At 66.2% G+C, this 19,351-nt stretch carries 16 protein-coding genes; 8 read left to right on the top strand and 8 right to left on the bottom strand.

Going from position 1 to position 19,351, the window contains the following annotated elements; translation table 11 throughout:
- The gene (locus tag FA702_RS19850; RefSeq protein ID WP_136957822.1) at window positions 1-372 is read left to right on the top strand and encodes an EthD domain-containing protein; all 372 of its coding nucleotides are present in this window, start codon (window positions 1-3) and stop codon (window positions 370-372) included.
- 263 nt (window positions 373-635) lie between these two features.
- Here FA702_RS19850 and FA702_RS19845 read toward each other — a convergent pair whose 3' ends face one another.
- From FA702_RS19845 to FA702_RS19825, 5 genes are all read right to left on the bottom strand, one after another.
- Window positions 636-1,565: an ornithine cyclodeaminase family protein gene (locus FA702_RS19845; RefSeq protein ID WP_136957821.1), complete on the bottom strand. Its 930-nt coding sequence runs from the start codon at window positions 1,563-1,565 to the stop codon at window positions 636-638.
- Window positions 1,566-1,569: 4 nt separating this feature from the next.
- Window positions 1,570-2,694: a dipeptidase gene (locus FA702_RS19840; RefSeq protein ID WP_136957820.1), complete on the bottom strand. Its 1,125-nt coding sequence runs from the start codon at window positions 2,692-2,694 to the stop codon at window positions 1,570-1,572.
- A complete protein-coding gene (locus tag FA702_RS19835; protein ID WP_136957819.1) occupies window positions 2,684-4,060 on the bottom strand; it encodes an amidohydrolase family protein in 1,377 nt (458 codons plus the stop codon). The genes FA702_RS19840 and FA702_RS19835 overlap by 11 nt, the downstream gene beginning before the upstream one ends.
- 196 nt (window positions 4,061-4,256) lie before the next feature.
- Entirely contained in the window at window positions 4,257-5,267 is a 1,011-nt protein-coding gene (locus FA702_RS19830) for a hypothetical protein (RefSeq protein WP_136957818.1), read from the bottom strand.
- On the bottom strand, window positions 5,264-6,385 hold the full coding sequence (locus FA702_RS19825) for a phosphotransferase family protein (RefSeq protein ID WP_136957817.1): 1,122 nt from the start codon (window positions 6,383-6,385) through the stop codon (window positions 5,264-5,266). The genes FA702_RS19830 and FA702_RS19825 overlap by 4 nt, the downstream gene beginning before the upstream one ends.
- A 224-nt stretch (window positions 6,386-6,609) precedes the next feature.
- On the opposite strand from FA702_RS19825, the gene FA702_RS19820 reads away from it, so the two are divergent.
- Window positions 6,610-7,671 (top strand): alpha/beta hydrolase, encoded by a 1,062-nt coding sequence (locus FA702_RS19820; protein ID WP_255504846.1) that lies wholly within the window; start codon window positions 6,610-6,612, stop codon window positions 7,669-7,671.
- Window positions 7,672-7,683: 12 nt separating this feature from the next.
- Here the strand turns inward: FA702_RS19820 and FA702_RS19815 are convergent, their stop codons facing one another.
- Complete coding sequence (locus FA702_RS19815; protein ID WP_136957816.1) at window positions 7,684-8,763, bottom strand: alpha/beta hydrolase fold domain-containing protein; 1,080 nt, start codon at window positions 8,761-8,763, stop codon at window positions 7,684-7,686.
- Between the two features lie 162 nt (window positions 8,764-8,925).
- On the opposite strand from FA702_RS19815, the gene FA702_RS19810 reads away from it, so the two are divergent.
- The 4 genes from FA702_RS19810 (at window position 8,926) to FA702_RS19795 (ending at window position 15,141) form a co-directional block, all read left to right on the top strand.
- Complete coding sequence (locus FA702_RS19810; protein ID WP_255504845.1) at window positions 8,926-10,026, top strand: alpha/beta hydrolase; 1,101 nt, start codon at window positions 8,926-8,928, stop codon at window positions 10,024-10,026.
- Window positions 10,027-10,111: 85 nt separating this feature from the next.
- Window positions 10,112-12,265: a TonB-dependent receptor gene (locus tag FA702_RS19805; RefSeq protein WP_136957815.1), complete on the top strand. Its 2,154-nt coding sequence runs from the start codon at window positions 10,112-10,114 to the stop codon at window positions 12,263-12,265.
- Between the two features lie 193 nt (window positions 12,266-12,458).
- Window positions 12,459-14,036 carry a carboxylesterase/lipase family protein gene (locus FA702_RS19800; protein ID WP_255504909.1) on the top strand — a complete coding sequence of 526 codons (1,578 nt, stop codon included), beginning with the start codon at window positions 12,459-12,461 and terminating at the stop codon, window positions 14,034-14,036.
- Window positions 14,037-14,139: 103 nt separating this feature from the next.
- Entirely contained in the window at window positions 14,140-15,141 is a 1,002-nt protein-coding gene (locus FA702_RS19795) for a LacI family DNA-binding transcriptional regulator (RefSeq protein WP_136957813.1), read from the top strand.
- Window positions 15,142-15,171: 30 nt separating this feature from the next.
- Here the strand turns inward: FA702_RS19795 and FA702_RS19790 are convergent, their stop codons facing one another.
- A complete protein-coding gene (locus FA702_RS19790; protein ID WP_136957812.1) occupies window positions 15,172-16,341 on the bottom strand; it encodes a glycoside hydrolase family 68 protein in 1,170 nt (389 codons plus the stop codon).
- 385 nt (window positions 16,342-16,726) lie between these two features.
- Here FA702_RS19790 and FA702_RS19785 point away from each other — a divergent pair, with 385 nt between their 5' ends.
- On the top strand, window positions 16,727-17,704 hold the full coding sequence (locus FA702_RS19785) for an alpha/beta hydrolase (protein WP_136957811.1): 978 nt from the start codon (window positions 16,727-16,729) through the stop codon (window positions 17,702-17,704).
- 14 nt (window positions 17,705-17,718) lie between these two features.
- Here FA702_RS19785 and FA702_RS19780 read toward each other — a convergent pair whose 3' ends face one another.
- Entirely contained in the window at window positions 17,719-18,372 is a 654-nt protein-coding gene (locus tag FA702_RS19780; protein WP_136957810.1) for a DsbA family protein, read from the bottom strand.
- A gap of 109 nt (window positions 18,373-18,481) precedes the next feature.
- On the opposite strand from FA702_RS19780, the gene FA702_RS19775 reads away from it, so the two are divergent.
- Window positions 18,482-19,273, top strand: coding sequence for an avidin/streptavidin family protein (locus FA702_RS19775; RefSeq protein ID WP_136957809.1), 792 nt, complete (start codon window positions 18,482-18,484; stop codon window positions 19,271-19,273).
- The last annotated feature ends 78 nt before the right edge of the window (window positions 19,274-19,351 follow it).

The raw sequence follows: 19,351 nt of genomic DNA, 5'->3' as shown, positions 1-19,351 counted from the left end.
ATGATCCGGATGCTGTTCTGCCTTCATCGGCTGCCATCGCTCAGTCTCGAAGAATTCCAGACCTACTGGCTGGAAACGCACGCGCCGCTCGTCGCGCGGCATGCGCCGACGATCGGCCTGGCGCTTTACCGCCAGCACCACCGGCTCGATGATCCCGTGCTCGGGGGCCTGCTCAAGGGCCGGCTGGCCGATCAGCCCTTCGATGGCGTTGCCGAACTCGGCTGGAACAGCGAGGCCGATCTGCTCGGCAGCGGCAACGACCCCGCGCGGCGCATCGCCAATCGCGAACTGTTCGAGGACGAGCAGCGCTTTATCGACCTTCCGCGCTCGCCGATCTTCTTCGCACGCTCGCACATGATTGTTGGAGGTTAGACCACGCGCGCGCATTCCGGCGTGGCCGGAGCGGCAGCTATCCGACATGATCGGCTTGGTAAAATATGCCGACTCTTCACCCGTTCCAGCAGCGTGTGCCCGGAGCCGCCGATCTTCTGAGCCATCGATGTAATCGACGAACTTTGCCCATCGCGGTACCGGAAGATCATGAACTCATGACGGCTTTGCCGAACCTTTCCTGCGCAGCGAATGGCCGCAAAATTCGTCCGATCGCCACCCGGCCGGAATGAGAGCGGGTGTGCTCACACACCTGCGAGATAGGCTGCGCAGGCAAGGTCCTGTACGATCGAGCCGAGCGACTTGTAGATCGTGACGTCCGCCTGGCCCAGGCGCCCTGGCGTGTTGCCATTGAGTACATGCCCGATCTCCGCCAAGACATGATCGTCCGTGACAAGTCCTGCCTCACGGGCGTTCAGGAACTCTGCGCCCTGTGCCAGAACGCCTTCGCGGTGGTCGGGGAAGAACCGGGCACGGGCGACCAGTGCGTTATCGATCTCGGCCGGACCTAGCCGGCTGGAGCCTACCACGTTGACATGCGCGCCGTCGGGGATGTCGCGCGAAAACAGTATGGGCACGTCGGCCGCGGTGACCGTGCAGATGATGTCGGCCTGCGCGACCGCGGCGGGAACGTCCGGCGCGCTACGCGCGCACAGTTGCAGCTCGCGTTCCACGCGGCAGGCAAGCGCCGCCGACCTGGCCGGGTCGCGCCCCCAGATCGTGACCCGCGAGAGCGCGCGAACATGGCGGATCGCGGCAATGTGCTGCCACGCCTGCTCGCCGGTACCCAGCACGGCCAGTTGGTGCGCGTCCCTATTCGCCAGGGCATCGGTCGCGACGGCCGATGCGCATCCGGTGCGGATGGCAGTCACTTCGCCGCCTTCAATCACCGCCGTCGGGGCACCGGTTGTGCGGTCGAAGATGACGATCACGCCCTGGTGCGAGCGGCCGCCCGGCGCGTTGGGGAATATGCTCACCACTTTGACGCCGAAGCCGGCATCGTCCATCGCGCCGGGCATTACCCCGAACATGTCGCCTTTGCCCAGATCGATGATCCCGCGCAAAAGCTGCCTCGTGCGCCCTTCAGCCAGAGCAATCATCGCTTCGCGCACCAGCGCGATGCAGGTGACATGGTCGAGTCGGCGCGCGACTTCTTCGCGATCGATCAGCTTCACCCGGTCACGCGCCCCATACGGCTTCGGCATAGCGCACGAAGTTCAGCCCCATGATCTTCTCGATCCGCGCCTGGGTCCAGCCCTTGCCCTTCAGCAAGGCAATCAGGTCGCGAAACTGCTGCGGCCCGCGCAAGTCGACGACGAAGGGATAGGTGTCCGCCCGCTCTCCCGCCGCGCTGATCCCGGCTGCCTTACGCTCCGCGATCTCCTTGGCGAGCGCGGCCTGATAAGCAACGAGGTCGTCGATCTGCGTGACCGATCCGTCGGTTCCGATGCCAACGTGATCCTCGCCGCAGACATTCACGGCATGGTCCAGATGCGCGACGACATCGGCAGCGCGGGCGTGTCCGGTGGTATTGAGGAAGGGCATGAAATAGATGCCGACAAAGCCGCCACGCTCTGCGACCAGACGAAGCTCCGCGTCCGTCTTGTTGCGCGGCAGGTCGGTCAGCGCACGGCATCCGGTGTGATTGATCGAGATCGGCTGGGACGAGGCCAGCGCGGCATCGAGGCAGGTCCGTTCGCCGCTGTGCGACAGGTCGACCATTACCCGGTTTGCGTTGCATCGCGCGATCACTTCGCGGCCGACTGCGGTGATGCCGCGGTTCTCCGGCGCCATCGATCCGTCGCCGAGCAGGTTGGCGGGGTTATAGGTCAACTGGAATACGCGCACGCCAAGCCCGGCGAAAATATCCACGCGCGATGGGTCCTTGCCCATCATCGCGCCGTTCTGGAAGCCGTAAATCAGCCCGATGCGTCGTTCCTGCGCGGCGCGGCGGATGTCCGATGCGGTATAGACCTTGAGCACATCGCGCGCGTGCTTGCGGACCAGCGCATCGGTCGCGGCGATATCGCGCACCGAAAGTTCAAAGGGATCCTCCTCGCCCGAGACGTAACCCAGCGTAACGTTGATCGCCGTCAGGCCCGATGCGTGCGCTTCGGCCAGCACGCGGGGCGAGAGGTCAGGGACGAGATTGCCTTGCGGATGGTTGGGATCGTCCATCCCGCCGAGCGCATTGACGATAAGCATCGCAGGCCCTTGCGCGCTCGCCTTGCCCGCAACGCCCAGCGCGGCGACCGCTGCGGTTCCCGATGCCGCGCCCAGAAAGGTGCGCCTGTCAGTCGTCATTGTCGTTACCCATCTCGTCGGCCGTTACCGGGCGATAGTCTGCCCGGCGGTATTCGTGACCGCGCTTTACCGTCATCTGCACGCTGCGGATATTGCCGATGTCGGCGAGGGGATCGGCAGTTAGCACGACGAAGTTCGCGAGCTTTCCTGATTCGAGCGTGCCCATGTCCTGTCCCTGTCCCATCGCCCGCGCGCCGACGGCGGTGGCCGAATGGATCGCAGCAAGCGGAGACATGCCCACATCGCGGACGAGGAACTCGATCTCGGGAAAGACATCGGGCCACTGGCTTCCGGCACCCGCTACCGAATCCGTGCCGGCGGAGATCGGTACGCCAGCGTGCCATGCCTGTCGCGTCAGACGTGTCGTGGTCGGGCCGGTGCAGCGCAGCGCCTTGCGTTCCGGATGGGCCGCCCGCTCCTTGTCATAGCGCACGAACAGGCTGCCGGTCGCATCGAGGATCGTCCCGCGGCGCACCATATCGGCGAACAGACCAGCCATGACCGGGTCATCGGGTTGCTTTAGAAGGTTTTCGTGGACCGGTGTGTGATCCTCATAGGAGGACAGCATGACCGGCTCGGCCTGATAGGCGAGGTAGCAGGCGTGGCTCACGGAATCGACGCCCGCGTCGATGACATCGGCCGGACGGGTGGGGAAGACCGCGCTATGCGCCCACACGAGCATGTGCTGGCGATGCGCTTCATGCGTGATCGCGGCGATCAGGTCGGACGGCAGGTCGGCGTAGATTTTGATCGCCGCGGCGCCGGTGCCGCGTGCCATGCTGATGGCGTGCACGATGTTGGTCTGCTCGTCGATCGCCTGCATCCACGGCGCAGTTCCCGGCGCATAGCCCTTGCTCACCGAGCCGACGCGGGGGTCGGCGAAGAAGGGGCGTCCGGCAAACACTGCGACATAGGCGATGTCAGGCGCTGGAATTTCTCCGAAGCGTGCCGCGCGTGCCAGTTCGCCGACCAGCCTGATGTCGTCGGCCATGTCGCGCACCGCGGTCACGCCGCCAAAAAGATCGCGCCGCAGTCGCGCGCGCGCCCTCACTGGCTCGGGCGGTGTTGCCATGTGCACGTGACTGTCGATCAGGCCAGGGATGACGAAAAGGCCGGAGAGATCAACACGTCGCGCGCTGGGTTCGTCCCGCCCAGTTGCGCTACCGTGCGGGACGATCGCGACGATGCGCTCGTTCGCGACGATGATGTCCTGATGCGTCCGCGCCGGTGCGCCGGTTCCATCGATGACGATCGCATCGGAATAGACGGTGTCGTGCGGGGGTGGTGCGGCGCGGCTCGCTACCGCATCGAGAAGGGAGATGCCTGAAATGGCGAGGGCGATTGCTCGCAATGGTCGCAGCTTCATCCCTAAAGCATTTCAGTGGTGGAGATTCTGGTCAATGGCGATGCTGGCTCGACCAGCATGCCTGCGCTCGACAAAATGAACGAATGCCGTTGTCGAAAAGCGATTCTCGATCCTTGAACGACGGCTATGGCGGAGTTCGGTCCTTTGTCGCCGACCCCGGAGAGCGGTTATCCCCAAAGCGGAATCTCTCCGCGCGCTAGCGTTTCCGGACCTCCTGAAAGGCCTGCTCGCGGTAAAGCCCGTTGGCGGACGAGGTGCCGAACAGCATCGGTGGCTGGCCGGTTCCGCCGCGCGCATTGAACATGATGCTGAGGTGAACCCCGCCGGTGCGACCGTTCCAGTACCCCCGCGCCGGCATGCCAACCTCGAGATAGCGGCCGCCCATGCCGAGGACGACATTGCCGAAACCTTCGAGGTCGATCGTGTGCGTGCCGAGCGCGGCGGCGTCGAAGGTCACGCGCGCATCGCGCATCGTCATGCCATCGAGCGTCACGCCGAAGCGCGCATCCCGCGTGAGGGGGCGGGCCAGTTCGCCATCGCGGATCACGAAGCCGGTGCGGTTGCGCGTGCCCGAAAAGGTGATCGATTCGCTCATGCTGAAGATCAGGTCGGGGCCGAACGAACCGACGAGCCAGAAGAAGGTGGCGAGCGCGGCCTCGGGATCGTCGTGCTTGCGCACCCCCCAGCTGTGATCGCGGTGCCCGAAGCCGTCGACCGTCCATGTCCGGTCGCCGATCCGCATGGTTCCGCGGACCCGCCCCGCAACCTCGGTGTGCATCGCCGCGAACTTCTCGCGAAAGCCACCGGTCAGGCCGGACAAGGCCCAGGCATCATAATGCGGATGAAGATTTTCGACATGCAGGTCGAGCGCGCAATCATCGTCCTCGGCGATCCAGCGATTGGTCGCGCTGTCGAAGATCGCGGTCAGAAAGCCGTCGATCGCGAAGCCGTTCGCAAAGCGGTCGCCCTCGCGCATCGGCACGTCGATCCGCGAACGGTTGTAGCCGACGCCCGGCGCCACCACGCCGAACGTGCAATTGCCGGTCCCCAGGTTGGGGTGGTGGCCGATCCGGATGAAGCCGCCCAATTCCTGCTCGATGTCCTGAAAGCAGAGAACCACGCTTTCCTGCCAATGCGCGTCGGGTTCGGGGGCGTGCGGCCATTCGTCCTCGACCGGCAGGACGATGATGTCCCCGGCGGGGATCATGCGCCGATCCCCGGGACCAGCGCCGCGAGCCGCTTGCGCGTGGCGGTCCAATAGGTGCGTTCGACGTCTTCGAGTTCAGGGGGCAGGCGGCTCATGCCCATCGCGGCGAAGACCGCGAGGCGCCACTCGCCCAGAACGTGCGCGAACGCCCAGTCGTCGAGCTTTCCGCGCGCATGCCGGTAGGCCGCGATCATCTCGTCGGGCGTCGGAATGCCATCGACGGGCGGCGCGAGCAGCGCGAAATGCGCGATCCCGGCGATCTGATAGGCAAGATCGGCTTCGCCGACGCCATGATGCGCCAGTTCCCAGTCGAGCAGCGCCACGACCCTGCCGTCCTCGCCGTACATGAAGTTCGATATGTTCGCGTCGCCGTGCGCCAGTTCCGGGGCGCGGTGGCGCGGCGCGTGCGCCGTCAGCCAGTCGGCGACCGACTCCAGTGTTTCGCGAATGTCGCGGTAGAAATCCGCCTTTGCATCCTGCGCTGCAGGAGGGATCGTTCGCCGCAGCTCGGTCAGTGTCCAGCCGATCTCGCGATCCAGATAAGAACCATCGCCGCCGCGCTGTGCGAAATGCGCGTCGGCGAGGCCATCGGGAGAGGTCGCGTGTATCCGCGCCAGCGTCCGCGCCGCTTCGAGCAGCATGGCGTGCCGCCCGGCCGCGTCCACGGCCATATAGGGGCCTTCGTTGAACGGCATCGTGCTTGGCGCGATCCCCTCGATCCGTTCCATGAACAATCCGGGCTTGCCGTTCACCGCGCCATCGGCGTCGAGCCAGAGCGCTTTCGGAACCGGAAGCCCGCGCGCGTGCAGGCCATGCATGATCGCGAATTGGGGCGGCAACGAATATTGGCTGAAGAACGCGCCACCAAGATCGTAACGGAACACGAGCCGCAGCGGCGGCTGGTTTTCGCCCTCAATGTCGGCGTCGAAAAGGATCGTCCCGCTGGAGGCGCCGGCCGAACGGCGCCCCGCGTCGATCCGGATCGCACCGATGTTTCCGCCGAGCGCCGCTTGCCGGTTCAGAAAGGCCCTGAGCCGTTCGGCGACTTTCTCGTCGTTTCCGCCCTGCGTTGCCCCGGTAATCGCCCGGCTTGCAGCGAGCGCGCTATCGTCGACCATTCCTCTCTCTCCCCGTGCCGCCTTGGCGCGACCCTAAGTAGAAATGTGACGAAAAACTATTTTTGTCAAATTATTGAATCCGGCTTTCGTCGCCTTGCCGCCCCGGTAGCGAGCGTTGCCCGTGGTTAGGCCCCTATCCACCGCAGGGATGTCATGGCTGCTCGCGCCGAGTTCCGGCGAGAAGCCTGCTGTGCTATCGATCCAGTCCGGTGTGGGAGGTTTGCTTGCAGTTCACTCGCAGAGATCTGTTTTGGGGCGCCGCCTGTCTGGGGACGGGCCTTGTCGCGCAGAGCGCGGGCTTCACGCGCGCGCTGGCGCAGAGCGGGCCGGACCCCGTGGACCTGTTCGATCCCGAGCTGCGCAAAGCGGCGCGCGGGATGTTGCGCCAGACGTTCCCACCACCCACGCGCGAGACGTTGCCAGCGATGCGGGCCTCGTGGGCTCCCCCGCCGCTCCTCGATGCGCCCGCACCCTCCGTGGCGTTGCGGACGATCCCCGGCCCGGCCGGGGCGCCCGATGTCGCGGTCGAGGTCATTGGCGCGAAGCCTTCCGGCGCGGGCCGCCCGGCTATTCTCCACATCCATGGCGGGGGCATGATTTCCGGTCGGGCGCGCAACATGACCGCGTTTTGCCAGATGCTGTCGGCGGAATTCGATGCTGTGGTGGTCAACGTCGATTATCGCCTGGCGCCGGAAACGCCGTTCCCCGGTCCTGTGCTCGACAACTATGCCGTGCTCGAATGGATGGCGGCGAATGCCGGTCCGCTCGGCATCGATCCCGCACGGATCGCCGTGATGGGGGAAAGCGCGGGCGGAGGGCTTGCCGCGCTGGTCGGGCTTATGGCGCGCGATCGCGGCAAGGTGCGCGTCTGCCACCTTGTCATGCTTTATCCGATGCTCGATGACCGCACGGGATCAACGCGAACCGCGCCGCCACATATTGGCACGGTCGGCTGGTCGGCTCAGGCGAACCGGTTCGGGTGGTCCTGCTTTCTCGGCGTTCCCGCAGGATCGGCCAAAGTGCCTGAAAACAGCGTCCCGGCGCGCGTTGCCGACGTGGAGGGGCTGGCCTCCTCCTTCATCGGCGTGGGCGCGCTGGACCTGTTCGTCGAGGAAGATCTCGATTTCGCGCGGCGGTTGATCGCGGCCGGGGTGCCCACGCGGGTCCACGTCACGCCCGGCGCCTTTCACGCCTTCGATTTCGTGGTGCCGCAGGCCCGCGTTTCGCGCGAGTTCACCCAAGCCTGGAAATCGAGCCTGCACGCCGCCTTTGGCGCGCAGGCCTGATCGCGGGGGCGCCTATTGCCCGAGATGCTTGTCGAAGAACTTCAGCATCACGTCATAGGCTTCGCGTGATTCCGGCATGTTCGGCTTGTAGAAGAAGCCGTGGAACAGGCCTTCCCAGACATGAAGGTCGGCATCCACGCCCAGAGCCACCATGCGGCTGTGCGTCTTGACGGCGGAGCTCAACTCGAAGCCGCGCGTCGCGGTGATGATCAGCGTGGGCGGAAACTGCCGCAGCACCTCGTCAGACGATCCGGGCGACACGAGCGGGTCCTTGGGATCGGCGCCGGCGAAGTAGGGCAGTGCGGTCCATGGCGCATCGGTGCTGGCGGGCCATTTCGGGGCCGGACGCGCTTCGCCGACAGCGGCCGTCATATAGTCCGCATCGCCCCCGAAGCCGTTCGCCGAGGTGGTAAGGCCGGCGCAGAAGATGCCAACCGCGCCTGGCCTTGGCAGGTCATGCTTCTGGAACCAAGCGGTCGCCATGCCCGTCAGCATGCCGCCGGCCGAGCAACCGTAGATGCCGATGTTCGCGGCGGGATAGCTTTTCAGCAGTTCGCGATAGACCTGTGCCACGTCCTCGCTGGCGGCGGGGAACCGGTAGGCCGGCCCCTGGCGGTAATCGACGGAAACCACGCGCACCTGGCCTAGCGCCGCCACCGGAATGGATTCGAGTTCGGCGCAGGCCGGGAAGCAGCCCATGAAGCCGCCGCCGTGCAGGTTGATCAGCACGCGGCGCGCGTTCTTGGCGGCAATGCCAGCCTTGGGCGCATAGTCGAACACGCGGACGCCGCCGAGCGTGCGTTCGGTCATGTCATAGGCGAACGTCGATTTGGCTTCGGTAAGGTAAGGCTCCATGAACACCGGGACGCCGTTGTTCTGGCGGACCTGTTCCGGATTCTGCATCGCCTTCAGATGATCGGCGACATAGCGCTTCGCTTCCGGGCTGAGCATCGCCGATACCGGCACTGTCATTGCGGGAACGTGGACCGTTCCGTCGTCCTCGACGCGGACTTGCGGGGGCGCGGTCTCTTGCGCGTGGAGCAAGGGCGGACCCTGGAGGAAAGCCAGCAGCGCCACGATCGCGCGTAGCATAGGGTTTGCACCCCTTGTCGGTCTGGTCATGCGCTCGTTCCTCTCCTGCGCTATCCGATGAAAGTATGCGTAATCGATTGCATTATCGATCGCAAGGTGTAAGAAATCGATTACGCAAAGTGCGCTTCCGGTTGAAGGAGCGAGCGACAGAGAGGATGGCTGGTGGATTTCACGCGCAGAACGTTCGGCATCGCCGCGCTGGGAGCGGCGGCTGCACCGGCAATGTTGACGGCCGGCGCTGGCCAGGCGGTGGCCCGTTCCGGGATCGCAAGCACCGATTCGGACGGACTGGCGATGGTCGATCCGGAACTTCGTGAAGGCGCGAAGCTGATCCTTTCCCGCCCGTTGCCCGATCCGCTCGATCACAAGGCGATCCTTGGAATGCGGGCGAAAGCGCCGCCCCCACCCGCCGCGCTGCCGTCGCCCGCGCCGGCGGTCGAGCTTCGGCGGGTGCCCGGTGCGCAAGGCCAGCCGGATGTCGGCGTCGCGGTGATCGGGGCGCGGCGCGATGGCGTGCTGCGACCGGCGGTGCTGCATATCCACGGCGGCGGCTTCATAGTGGGCCGGATGGAGGACACCTTTCCTGCATCGCAAGCCCTCGCCGAGGAACTGGATTGCGTGGTGGTGGAAGTCGACTATCGCCTTTCGCCCGAGACGCGGTTTCCCGGCCCGCTCGAGGATTGTCACGCGGCGCTGGTATGGTTGCACGGCAATGCCGAGGAGCTGGGCGTTGATCGGGATCGCATTGCGATCAAGGGAGAAAGCGCGGGGGGCGGGCTTGCGGCCATGCTGGCGATCGCTGCGCGCGATCGGGCGAGCGTGCCGCTGTGTTTTCAGGTTCTGATCTATCCGATGCTCGATGATCGCACCGGCAGCACCCGGCATGTTCCGCCGTTCATCGGAACGATCGGCTGGAACGAGGCGGGCAACGTGGTCGGCTGGACCAGCCTGCTGGGGCAGCCCGCCGGCATGGCCTCGGTTCCGCCGGGCGCGGTGCCGGCGCGGGTGGAGAACCTGGCCGGTCTGCCGCCGGCGTTCATTGGCGTCGGCGCGATCGACTTGTTCGTCGACGAGGATATCGCCTATGCGCAGGCGCTGATCCGGCAGGGCGTTCCGACGCAGATGCTGGTCGTTCCCGGCGCTTACCACGGTTTCGATTTCATCGCGCCGGCATCCCGCGCGGCCCGGACGTTCACTGCTTCGTGGAAGCTCGCCCTGGGGGCCGCTTTCCTGAAGGCGAGTGGGGACCGGCCCGGGACATAGCGGTCGCAGGGGCGTTCCGCTTCCGTGCATGGTTTGACATCAAATGCGTAATCGATTACTCAACTGCAAAACAAGGGAGGGTACAATGAAGGCTCACCGGCATATCCAGTTTCTCCACACACGTCTGCTGTGTGCCGCGGCGATAGCGGCTTGCGGGGTTGCTCCCGCGCACGCGCAGGAAACCGCCGCCGACAAGGCGAGCGATGCGCCCAGCGCGGAGGAAATCGTCGTTACCGCGCTGAAGTCCGGCTCGGTCCGGCTCGACAAGGTGCCGCTCGCCATCCAGGCGTTCAGCGGCGATACGCTGAAGCAGCGCAACGTGCGCGACGGTGCGGACCTGATCCAGTTGATCCCCGGCGCATCGCAGGCACAGGAAATCGGTGCCGGCTATCGCATCTTCTCGTTCCGTGGCTCGGGCGCGGGCGGCCCGATCGGCGATGGCCTGATCGGCTACTACCTCGATGACACACCGTTCGGTGTGCCGAACAACCAGGCGGCACCGCCGGTCCAGTATTTCGACATCGATCGCGTGGAAGTCCTGCGCGGGCCGCAGGGCACGCTTTACGGGCTTGGTTCGTCGGCCGGCACGATCATCTACCACACCAAGAATCCCGATCTCGAGAAGATCACCTACGCGGGCGAGCTGGAGCTTTCGGGCACGCGCGAGGCGGGCGATCCCAACTATCGCGGGGCAGGCGCCTTTTCGGTTCCGCTGGTACCGGGCAAGCTCGCACTGCGCATCAGCGGTGGCTACGACCGTCGCGCGGGCACCGCGGACATCTATTCGGGCGCGCCGACCGGCACCCCGCGCGAGAAGGACGCCAACTACGTCATCTCCAAGGACATCCAGGCGGTGCTGCTGTGGAAGCCGGACGAACTGACGACAGTGCGCGCGCGGGGCTGGTACTTCAGCACGGACCAGAAGTACCTCAACGTGATCAACTCGCTCGATCCGCCCTACGCCGCGTACCAGGGCGATGTGGTCGGCTATGACCGCCGGCGCGCGTGGTATGTCTCGAACACGATCGAGCGCGAGATCGGCGATTTCACGCTGACCAACGCGACGTCGTACCAGAAGTCGCTGCCCGGCGGTTTCCAGGTAGGGCTCAACCTTGGCGCGCCGCTGGGCATCGGTGTGTTGAACAACGGCGGCGATGCGCGCAGCTTCGTCAACGAACTGCGTCTCGCGACCAACGGGGCCGGCCCGTTCAAGGGCGTCGCGGGCGTGTACTACCAGAACGCGCGCAGTCTCTATACGTTCAATCTGACGTTCCCGACGCTCGCGCTGAACGGGCGGACGATCACCAAGACCGAAAACGCGGCGGTCTTTTCGGAAGTGAGCTACGAGCTGTTCGGCGGAAAGGTCGTCCCGCTCGTCGGGCTGCGCTACTTCAAGGATCACCGTTCGTCGGATTCGGTTTCGAACGGGGTGGGCGTGACCAGCAAGGCTACGCCCGATGCGCTGACCTGGCGGGCGAACCTGGCGATCAATCCTTCGCCGAACTGGATGCTGTTCTTCAACGCGGGCACCGGTTTCCGCAGCGGCATCCTGCAATCGAAGGCGCAGGCCGACGCGGTGATCGCCGATGGCGTGCCGAGCAGCATCTCGCTGACACCGGACAAGCTGCGCAACCTGGAAGTGGGGACCAAGGGATCGCTGCTGGATGGCGCGCTGCACGTGGCCGTCAGCCTCTACGACATCAAGTACACGAACATCCAGAGCGCCTTCAACACCTCGATCGGCCTGTCCGCCTTCGCCAATCTGGGCGACGGCAAGGCGCAGGGCATCGACATGGAACTGTCCTGGCGCACCCCGCTGCGGGGGCTTACGCTGAACGCCATCGGCAACGTCAACAATTCCAAGTTCACGCGCGTCCTGCCCGCCTTTTCGGGAGCCGATCCGCGGATTGCCAATGGCTTGCGCCTGCTCAACACGCCGACGCACAACTTCCGCCTGGACGCCACCTACGAGCATGACATCGGCCATGCGGTGCTCTTTGCGACCAGCTCCGCGACGTTCGTGGGCCGGTCGCGCCTTGGCGACGCCACGGTCAACGAGATCAACCCGTATGAGCTCTATCAAGCGAGCATCGGCGTGCGGTTCGACCGCTACGAGGTGCGTCTGTTCGGCGATAATCTCTCCGACCTGCGCGGACCGACCTCGGCGAACGGCCCCACGCTGCTCGCGGGGCCGCGCCCGCGCACGATCGGCGTGACGTTCCGCCTCAATACCAACTGACCGGAGACGCCGCGGCACCGGCTCCTGCGGGAGAAGGTGCCGCCGTTCCGGTGCGGGAGCCACAGCCATGGCGCGGCGTGATGACACCAGCGAGGGACTCGATCGTCGGGGATTGATCAAGGGCGCGGCGGCCGGCCTGGTGCTTGGCTCCGCGCCAGCGGCTGCTTCTGCCGCCGGGAGAGGCGAAAGGGCCATGCACGGGATGGCTCCCGACGACGGGATCACGACCGACCCGGCGCGTGTTACGGCGCATACCACCGGCGGACGAATCCGTGGCTATTGCCAGGGCGGCGTCCTGATGTTCAAGGGCGTGCCCTATGCCGCGTCCACCGGCGGGGCAAACCGCTTCCAGCCCCCGCAGCCGGTCAAACCGTGGCAGGGCGTTCGCTCCACGTTGCACTACGGCCCGATCGCGCCGCAGGACAAGGGAACCGGACGGTTCAACGACGAGGAAGCCTTCATCTTCCGCTGGAACGATGCGGTGGAGGATGAAGACTGCCTGCGCCTCAACCTGTGGACCGCCGGATGCGACGACGCGCGCCGGCCGGTGCTCGTATGGCTTCACGGTGGCGGTTTTGCGGCCGGTTCGGGGCATGACATTCCCGCTTTCGATGGCGAAAATCTGGCACGCACCGGCGAAGCCGTGGTCGTCACGCTCAATCACCGCCTCAATGTCCTTGGCTTTCTCGATCTTTCCACCTGGAGCGAAGACCTGCGGGATTCGGCCAACGCCGGGATGCTGGACATCGTGGCAGCGCTGCGCTGGGTGAAGGACAACATCGCGGAGTTCGGGGGCGATCCCGCGCGCGTCACCGTGTTCGGCCAGTCCGGCGGCGGGGCCAAGGTGAGCGCGCTGATGGGAATGCCGGCGGCGCGCGGCCTGTTCCACCGTGCCGCCATTTTCAGCGGCTCTTTCGCGCAGTTCAACACGCCGGAACGCGCCGCCCGTCTATCGGCGCTCCTGTTGCAGGAACTGGGCGTGCGCAAGGGCGATCTCGCGGCGCTTCAGGCCATGCCCTATACCTCGTTGCGCGCCGCCGCCGAGCGTGTGGCCGCCAGGATCAACCCGTCGTTCGATGGTTTCCTCGACGTCCGCCGCCTTCCGCAGATGCTGAACTTCGCGCCGGTCGTCGATGGCAGGACGATCCTGGCCGACGCGGTCGATCCGGCCATCCCCCGGACCACGCCCGATGTGCCGCTGATCATCGGATCGACGCTGAACGAGTTCGTGACCGGCATCAACAATCCCGATGCGAACGCCATGGATGCCGAAAGCCTGCGCGCCCGGGTCGAGACGTTTGCGCCTGGCCGCGCCGGACCGGTGGTGGAGGCCTTCCGAAGGGCGACGCCCGATGCCGCGCCTTTCGCGCTCTGGTCGCGGATCGCCACGGCGCCGATCCGGCAAGCGGTGATCGATCAGGCGCGGCGGCGCATCGCGTCCGGGGCCGATGCGGCCTACCTGTTCTGGTTCACCTGGCAGACGCCGATCCTTGATGGGCGGCCGATGGCGTTTCATTGCCTCGATATTCCCTTCTGGTTCGGCAATGCCGGGACGTGCGCGTCGATGACCGGGGGAGGGCACGAGGCACGGCAACTGGCCGCCAGCATGTCGGGCGCGCTGCTGGCGTTCGCGGCTACCGGCTCGCCTGATACGGATGCCTTGCCGCAATGGCGGGCGGTTTCGGCCGGCAGCTTCCCCTCGCTGCGTCTGGACGGATCGCCACGCATGGATGGGGAAAGCGATGCGGCCGAGCGTGCCAGCCTGCGGTGAGGCGGAGCAGGCCATTGGCCGGTTGCGCAACCCCGTGTAGGTGTGGCTCCGGGGCATCGAAGGCTTCTGCCTGAAGGCTTGGAGCCGGGACACGAAGGATCAGATGGTCAGCGTCAAGAATCTCAAGGAATTCGCCGAACTGGCCGGCGTGTCCACGGCCACGGCCTCGCGCGCGCTCACGGGGTCGGGCCGCGTCAGCGACGAAACGCGCAAGCGCATCTCCGCGCTCGCCGAAAAGCTGGGCTACCAGCCCAATATCGCCGCCCGCAACCTGCGCACGCAGCGCACCATGACGATCGGCGTGCTCGTGCCGCTGGGGCACGAAGCGCTGCAGCACCTGTCGGACCCGTTCTTCAACACGATGACCGGCTTTCTCGCCGATGCCTTCGCCGAGAACGGATACGACATGCTGCTGTCGCGCGTGCTGCCACGCAACGACCGCTGGATGGACCGCTTCATCGCGAGCGGCCGGGTCGACGGGATCATCGTCGTCGGCCAGTCGGACCAGTTCCATATCATCGAGACCGTTTCGCGCCGCTATCGCCCGATGGTGGTGTGGGGCGGCCATTCGCCGGGCCAGCATCACTGTTCGATCGGATCGGACAACCGTCTGGGCGGGCGGCTGGCGGCCATGCACCTCGTCGAGCGCGGTTGCCGCCGCATCGCCTATGCCGGGCCGGTGGAAGGCTCGGAGTTTGGTGAACGCATCGATGGCGCCCGCATGGCCGTGCTGGAAGCGGGTCTGCCCCCGTTGCAGGAACTTCCGACGCACTTCGAGCCCGATGCCGCCTACGCGGATGTAAGGCAGAAACTTGAGACCCTGTCGGAGATGCCGGACGGAATCGTCGCCGGTTCCGACGTCACCGCGATCAGCGTCATCCGCGCGTTGCGCGATCTGGGGCGGCGCGTGCCGGACGACGTCCGGGTCATCGGCTATGACGGCTTGCCGATCGGCGAGCATATGTCGCCCCCGCTCAGCACCATCGACCAGCAATTGCGCCACGGCGCGCAGCTGCTGACTGAAACCCTGCTGCGGCGCATCGGCGGAGAAGAAACCGCATCGCAGCAAATCGAGCCCCGCTTGATCGTGCGCGGATCGAGCTGAACGGGCCAGTATCGCCCAGACCGTTGTCGCTCAGGCAATGACCCGCGATGTCGCGCCATCCAGCGCGACCCGGAAGAACGGCGCGGGATAGCCGGCGAAATGGGCTCGGCGCTGGCTGGCCTCTGTGATCGACGCCATGTCGTCGATGCCCGGATAATCGGCGAAACCGATCACCTGCAGATCGTTCATGACCCACCAGCTGTATTCCTGCGCGGGGCATTGCTCGGGTACGCTCGCAACCAGCCCCGTCCCGTTGAGCAGCGTGAACGGTCCCAGCGGGGTCGGCGCCACCGCGCCATAAAGACCGGTCGGCCCGGCCGCGCCGTCCTCGGCGAAGACCTTGCCCTGCGTCGACCAGAACAGGTAGTAAAGGCCATCCACCGCGCGCATGTGCGGACGTTCCAGCTCGTTGTTCAGCCCGGCCGCGTTGAGCACCGGCGGCAGCAAGGTCCAGCCGGAGGTTGCGCCCTCGCGCGCCGTGGCGACCCCGATGACGCCGGTCCAGCGCGAGGACGAACGCGCGCATGATCCGGTGAAGAACAGGAAGTCTCCGCCGCCGCGCGGATCGCGAAAGAATCCGGGGTCGCGAAAGCCCAGGATTTCTCCCGCCCGGCCTTCCGTCTGGTTTGCGACCCTGTAGTGCCGGTCGTCCGCGATGATGACTTCCGTCAGCCCGGACCAGCAGGATAGCGCAAACGTGCCATCCAGCGCTTCGAACCCGCATTGCGCCGCGAACAGCCGTTGTTCCAGACTGGGCGGGGTGACGCCGCGCCGCCCGGCGGCGGTGAAATAGACGGTGAGCAACCCGGCTGCCTCGTCGAGAACGGCCGAGCCCGACCATTCCCGATCGCCCGGCGTAAAGCCATCGGGAAACACCGGCTGATGCAGGGTCCAGCGACCGCCCTTCTCGCTGGCAAGATGAATGCGCGCGATGGCATGGCGCGCGTCCGGATCCTCCCCCGCCGGCGCGGTCAGCACCATCCACAGCGCGGCGCCGTCGAAGCGCGGAAGCGAGCCATCAGCCCGTTCGACCGGCCACATGTCCCACAGGTCGAAGCCGGGCGCGCGCGCGGTTTCGTCCAGAGTGAAAGCCGGGATGGTGTTGTCGGGTGTCCGTGCGAGCGAGGAGAGGTCGGCGGCAGTCCACAGGGTGGCTTCGGGCATACCACGATTGCCGTTTGCGGTGACCAAGGTCGCCATACTGGAGCATTCCTCTCGCTTGATCTGGCGAGGAACGGTCCCCGCGTAAACGTTACACTAAAATTCACGAATGGCGCTTGCTTCGCCGCCGGAAGCACGCGGCTTCCGTTTATGCCCGTCCTGAAAGTCCCGAAATTTCCCCTTTCCTTGTTATTGGCAATTCGTGCTGGTCAAACCGCATGGCCGATCCTAGGATAGAGCAATCGATTACGCAATTGTGCATTTTCATGGAATGATACCGGACTTGAGAGGTTGGCGGACGCGGTCGTCAGTGGCAGGCATGGCCGATTGGCGGCGCGCCGGGCGGTTCTGTCCGTCGCGGGCTATGGTTGGAAGGCAAGGAGTGTGTGAAGCGCCTCCGGACTGCCTGTTGCGGGAGAGTGTGATGGACTGGCCGATCAACCGCAGGCAGGTGCTGCTTGGGAGTGGAATGTTGCTGACGAACGTGCCGGTGCAAGCCGCCAGGGAAGCCCTGAAGATCCCGCAGGGTGCGGGCCAGTTATCGGCCGAATGGCTGGCGGCGCCGTCACTGCCGCTTTGGGAAGGACCACCACCCGGCGCGCCGAAGCTGGCGCCGACGAAGTCCGCCACGCTTGATCCCACGTTCATCACCGGAGTGATCCGGCCCGAAATGCGGGTGTTCCGTCCGCAGAAAGGCAATGGTCGCGCCCTGCTGGCGATCCCGGGCGGTGCATACAATTTCGTGTCGAGCCGCAACGAGGGACTGGACGTTGCGCGGGTGTTCACGGGGCTGGGCTACACGGTGTTCGTGCTGGTCTATCGCTTGCCGGGCGAAGGCTGGGCCGATCGCTGGGACGTGCCGCTGCAGGATGCGCAGCGGGCCATGCGCCTCATCCGGTCGCGGGCGGCGCACTTCGGCATCGACCAATCCGTTGCCGTGGTGGGATTTTCCGCCGGCGGACATCTGGCGGCTTCGCTCATCACCAGCGGCAGGCAAGCGGTCTATGACGCGCGCGATGCCGCGGACGAGCTAGACCCGGTGCCGAGCTGCGCCGGCCTGATCTATCCCGTCATCGCCGTGACGCCGCCTTATACGCATGCGCTTTCCGCGCAGACACTGCTCGGCCCCGTGCCGGAGCCGGCCTTGATCGCCCGCCGCTCGCCTGCGCAGCATATCGGCGCCGATACGCCGCCGACATTGCTGGTTCACGCCCTCGATGACGCCGCGGTTCCCTATCAGAACACGACGCTGTTCCTGGATGCCATGCGGGGCGTGGGACGGCCGGTGGAAGCGCACCTGTTCGAGGAAGGCGGGCATGGCTTCGGCATCGGCCCCGCAAACGCGCCGGCGGGGCAATGGCCGGCCTTGTTCCATGCGTTTCTGGGCCGGCACAGGGGCTAACCGGGCCGTCCCGGTCACGCGCCCGTCGGATTGGTGCGCGCTCTGGCCACCACGCGCCGAAGGTTCGCGATGTCGACCGCGCCGGGGATCAGATAGGGGCCGACAAGGATGCCCGGCGTACCCTTGAGGCCCATCACCGTGGCATAGAGATTGGTACGCGTGATGGCGGCGTCGATATCCTTTGCGTGTATCGCAAGGTCGCCCTGCAACCTGTTCCAGTCGATCCCGGCCCGATCGGCTGCCGCGCGCACGCCTTGCGAGGTGATCCGCCCCGGCGTCTGCATCATGGCATCGTTGAACGCAGCGTGCCTGCCCTGATAGTTCGCGGCGATCGCCGTGCGGGCGGCTTCGACCGATCCCGCCCCGAATATCGGCCAGTCGCGATAGACGACCTTCACTTTCCGGTCTTCGCGGAGCAATTGCTGGATCACCGGGTGGATCTGCTTGCAGTAGGGGCACTGGTAGTCGGAGAACAGCACGATCGTGACGTCCGCGCCGCGCGGCGCGACGGTCGGTACCACCGGATCGTTCTGCAACAGGGCGCGGATGTTGGCGGCCTGCGTATCGTCGTTCCCGCGCCCGGGCGCTGCGGCCAGCGCGACCCCGGTCGACAGGAGCAGCGCCAGCGCGGCGATTGCGGCAAGGCCGGCGTGCATCGTATTCTTCATGCGAGATCCTTTCAGACCGCTCGATAGCGGCGACCTACTCGTCCGGGTAGCTGGTTTCCCCTCTGGCGCCTGCGATAGTTCGCCCGGTTGGTGATGACGGGATGGCAGAGTGGCGGTCGCAGGCGTCTGGGAGAACGAGTACGGCTCGCGCATGATCCTCGCGGTGGAGGAGAAGCCTGCGGGAAGCGGCGCGATCTGGGGCATCTATGAATCGACCACCGGATCGACGGGCCGCTACCTCGTGACCGGCCGTCAGGGCAGGGCCGCTTCCGGCGGGAACGGCCAGCCGCTTGCCCTTGCGATCGCCTGGCGGTCGGTCGGCGACGATCCTGCCGATCCGAGCTGGCACTGGGCGTCGGCGATGGCCGGTCAGTATCATGGCCAGGATGGCGGAGCGCAGGTGACGGTCAATCATCTGCTCGTGGCATCCGGGGAGTTTCCGGGTCTGTGCGGCCCCGGCCTCTATTGTGACAAGCTCACCTATCGCAGGACTTCGAATACCCCCTATGCCGGGCTGCCGCCGGCGGGGGTGGCCGTTCCCCATCCGGCGTCGGGCGTCTGGAGCGGCGCGGACGGCATGCGGCTCGCCCTCCGCGTGCTGGCCGAACCGGGTGGGCGCGTCGCGCTGGTGGACGGTTTTCTGGAGCAAGACGGGCGCGAAATCGCCATAACCGGCTTTGCCGATCTGGACGGGCAGGCGGAGGAAAGCGACCGGTGCGCGCTGGCGATCACCGCTTGCGACGACGCGCGGAACCGGACGGTCGCGATGGGCGGCTGGCTGGAGGGGGAGGCGGGGACGCTCCTGCTGCAGGCACTGACCGGGCATGCCACGCCGTTGGACGGCGCCTACCTCCAGACCTCGCTTTGGCCACTGTCGCTGGTCCGGCGCGACGGGCCGTGACGCCGCTGCCGCCGCCACGGGAAGGGGAGGTTGCGCCGGAGCGCGGGGCGGCACACTATGCGGCGGCAAGCAGGGATG

Origin of the sequence: Novosphingobium sp. EMRT-2 (genome assembly GCF_005145025.1) — a bacterium.
Classification (GTDB): Bacteria; Pseudomonadota; Alphaproteobacteria; order Sphingomonadales; family Sphingomonadaceae; genus Novosphingobium.
The sequence above is the reverse complement of the archived record's forward strand: the minus strand, read 5'-3'. Positions and strand labels throughout refer to the sequence as shown.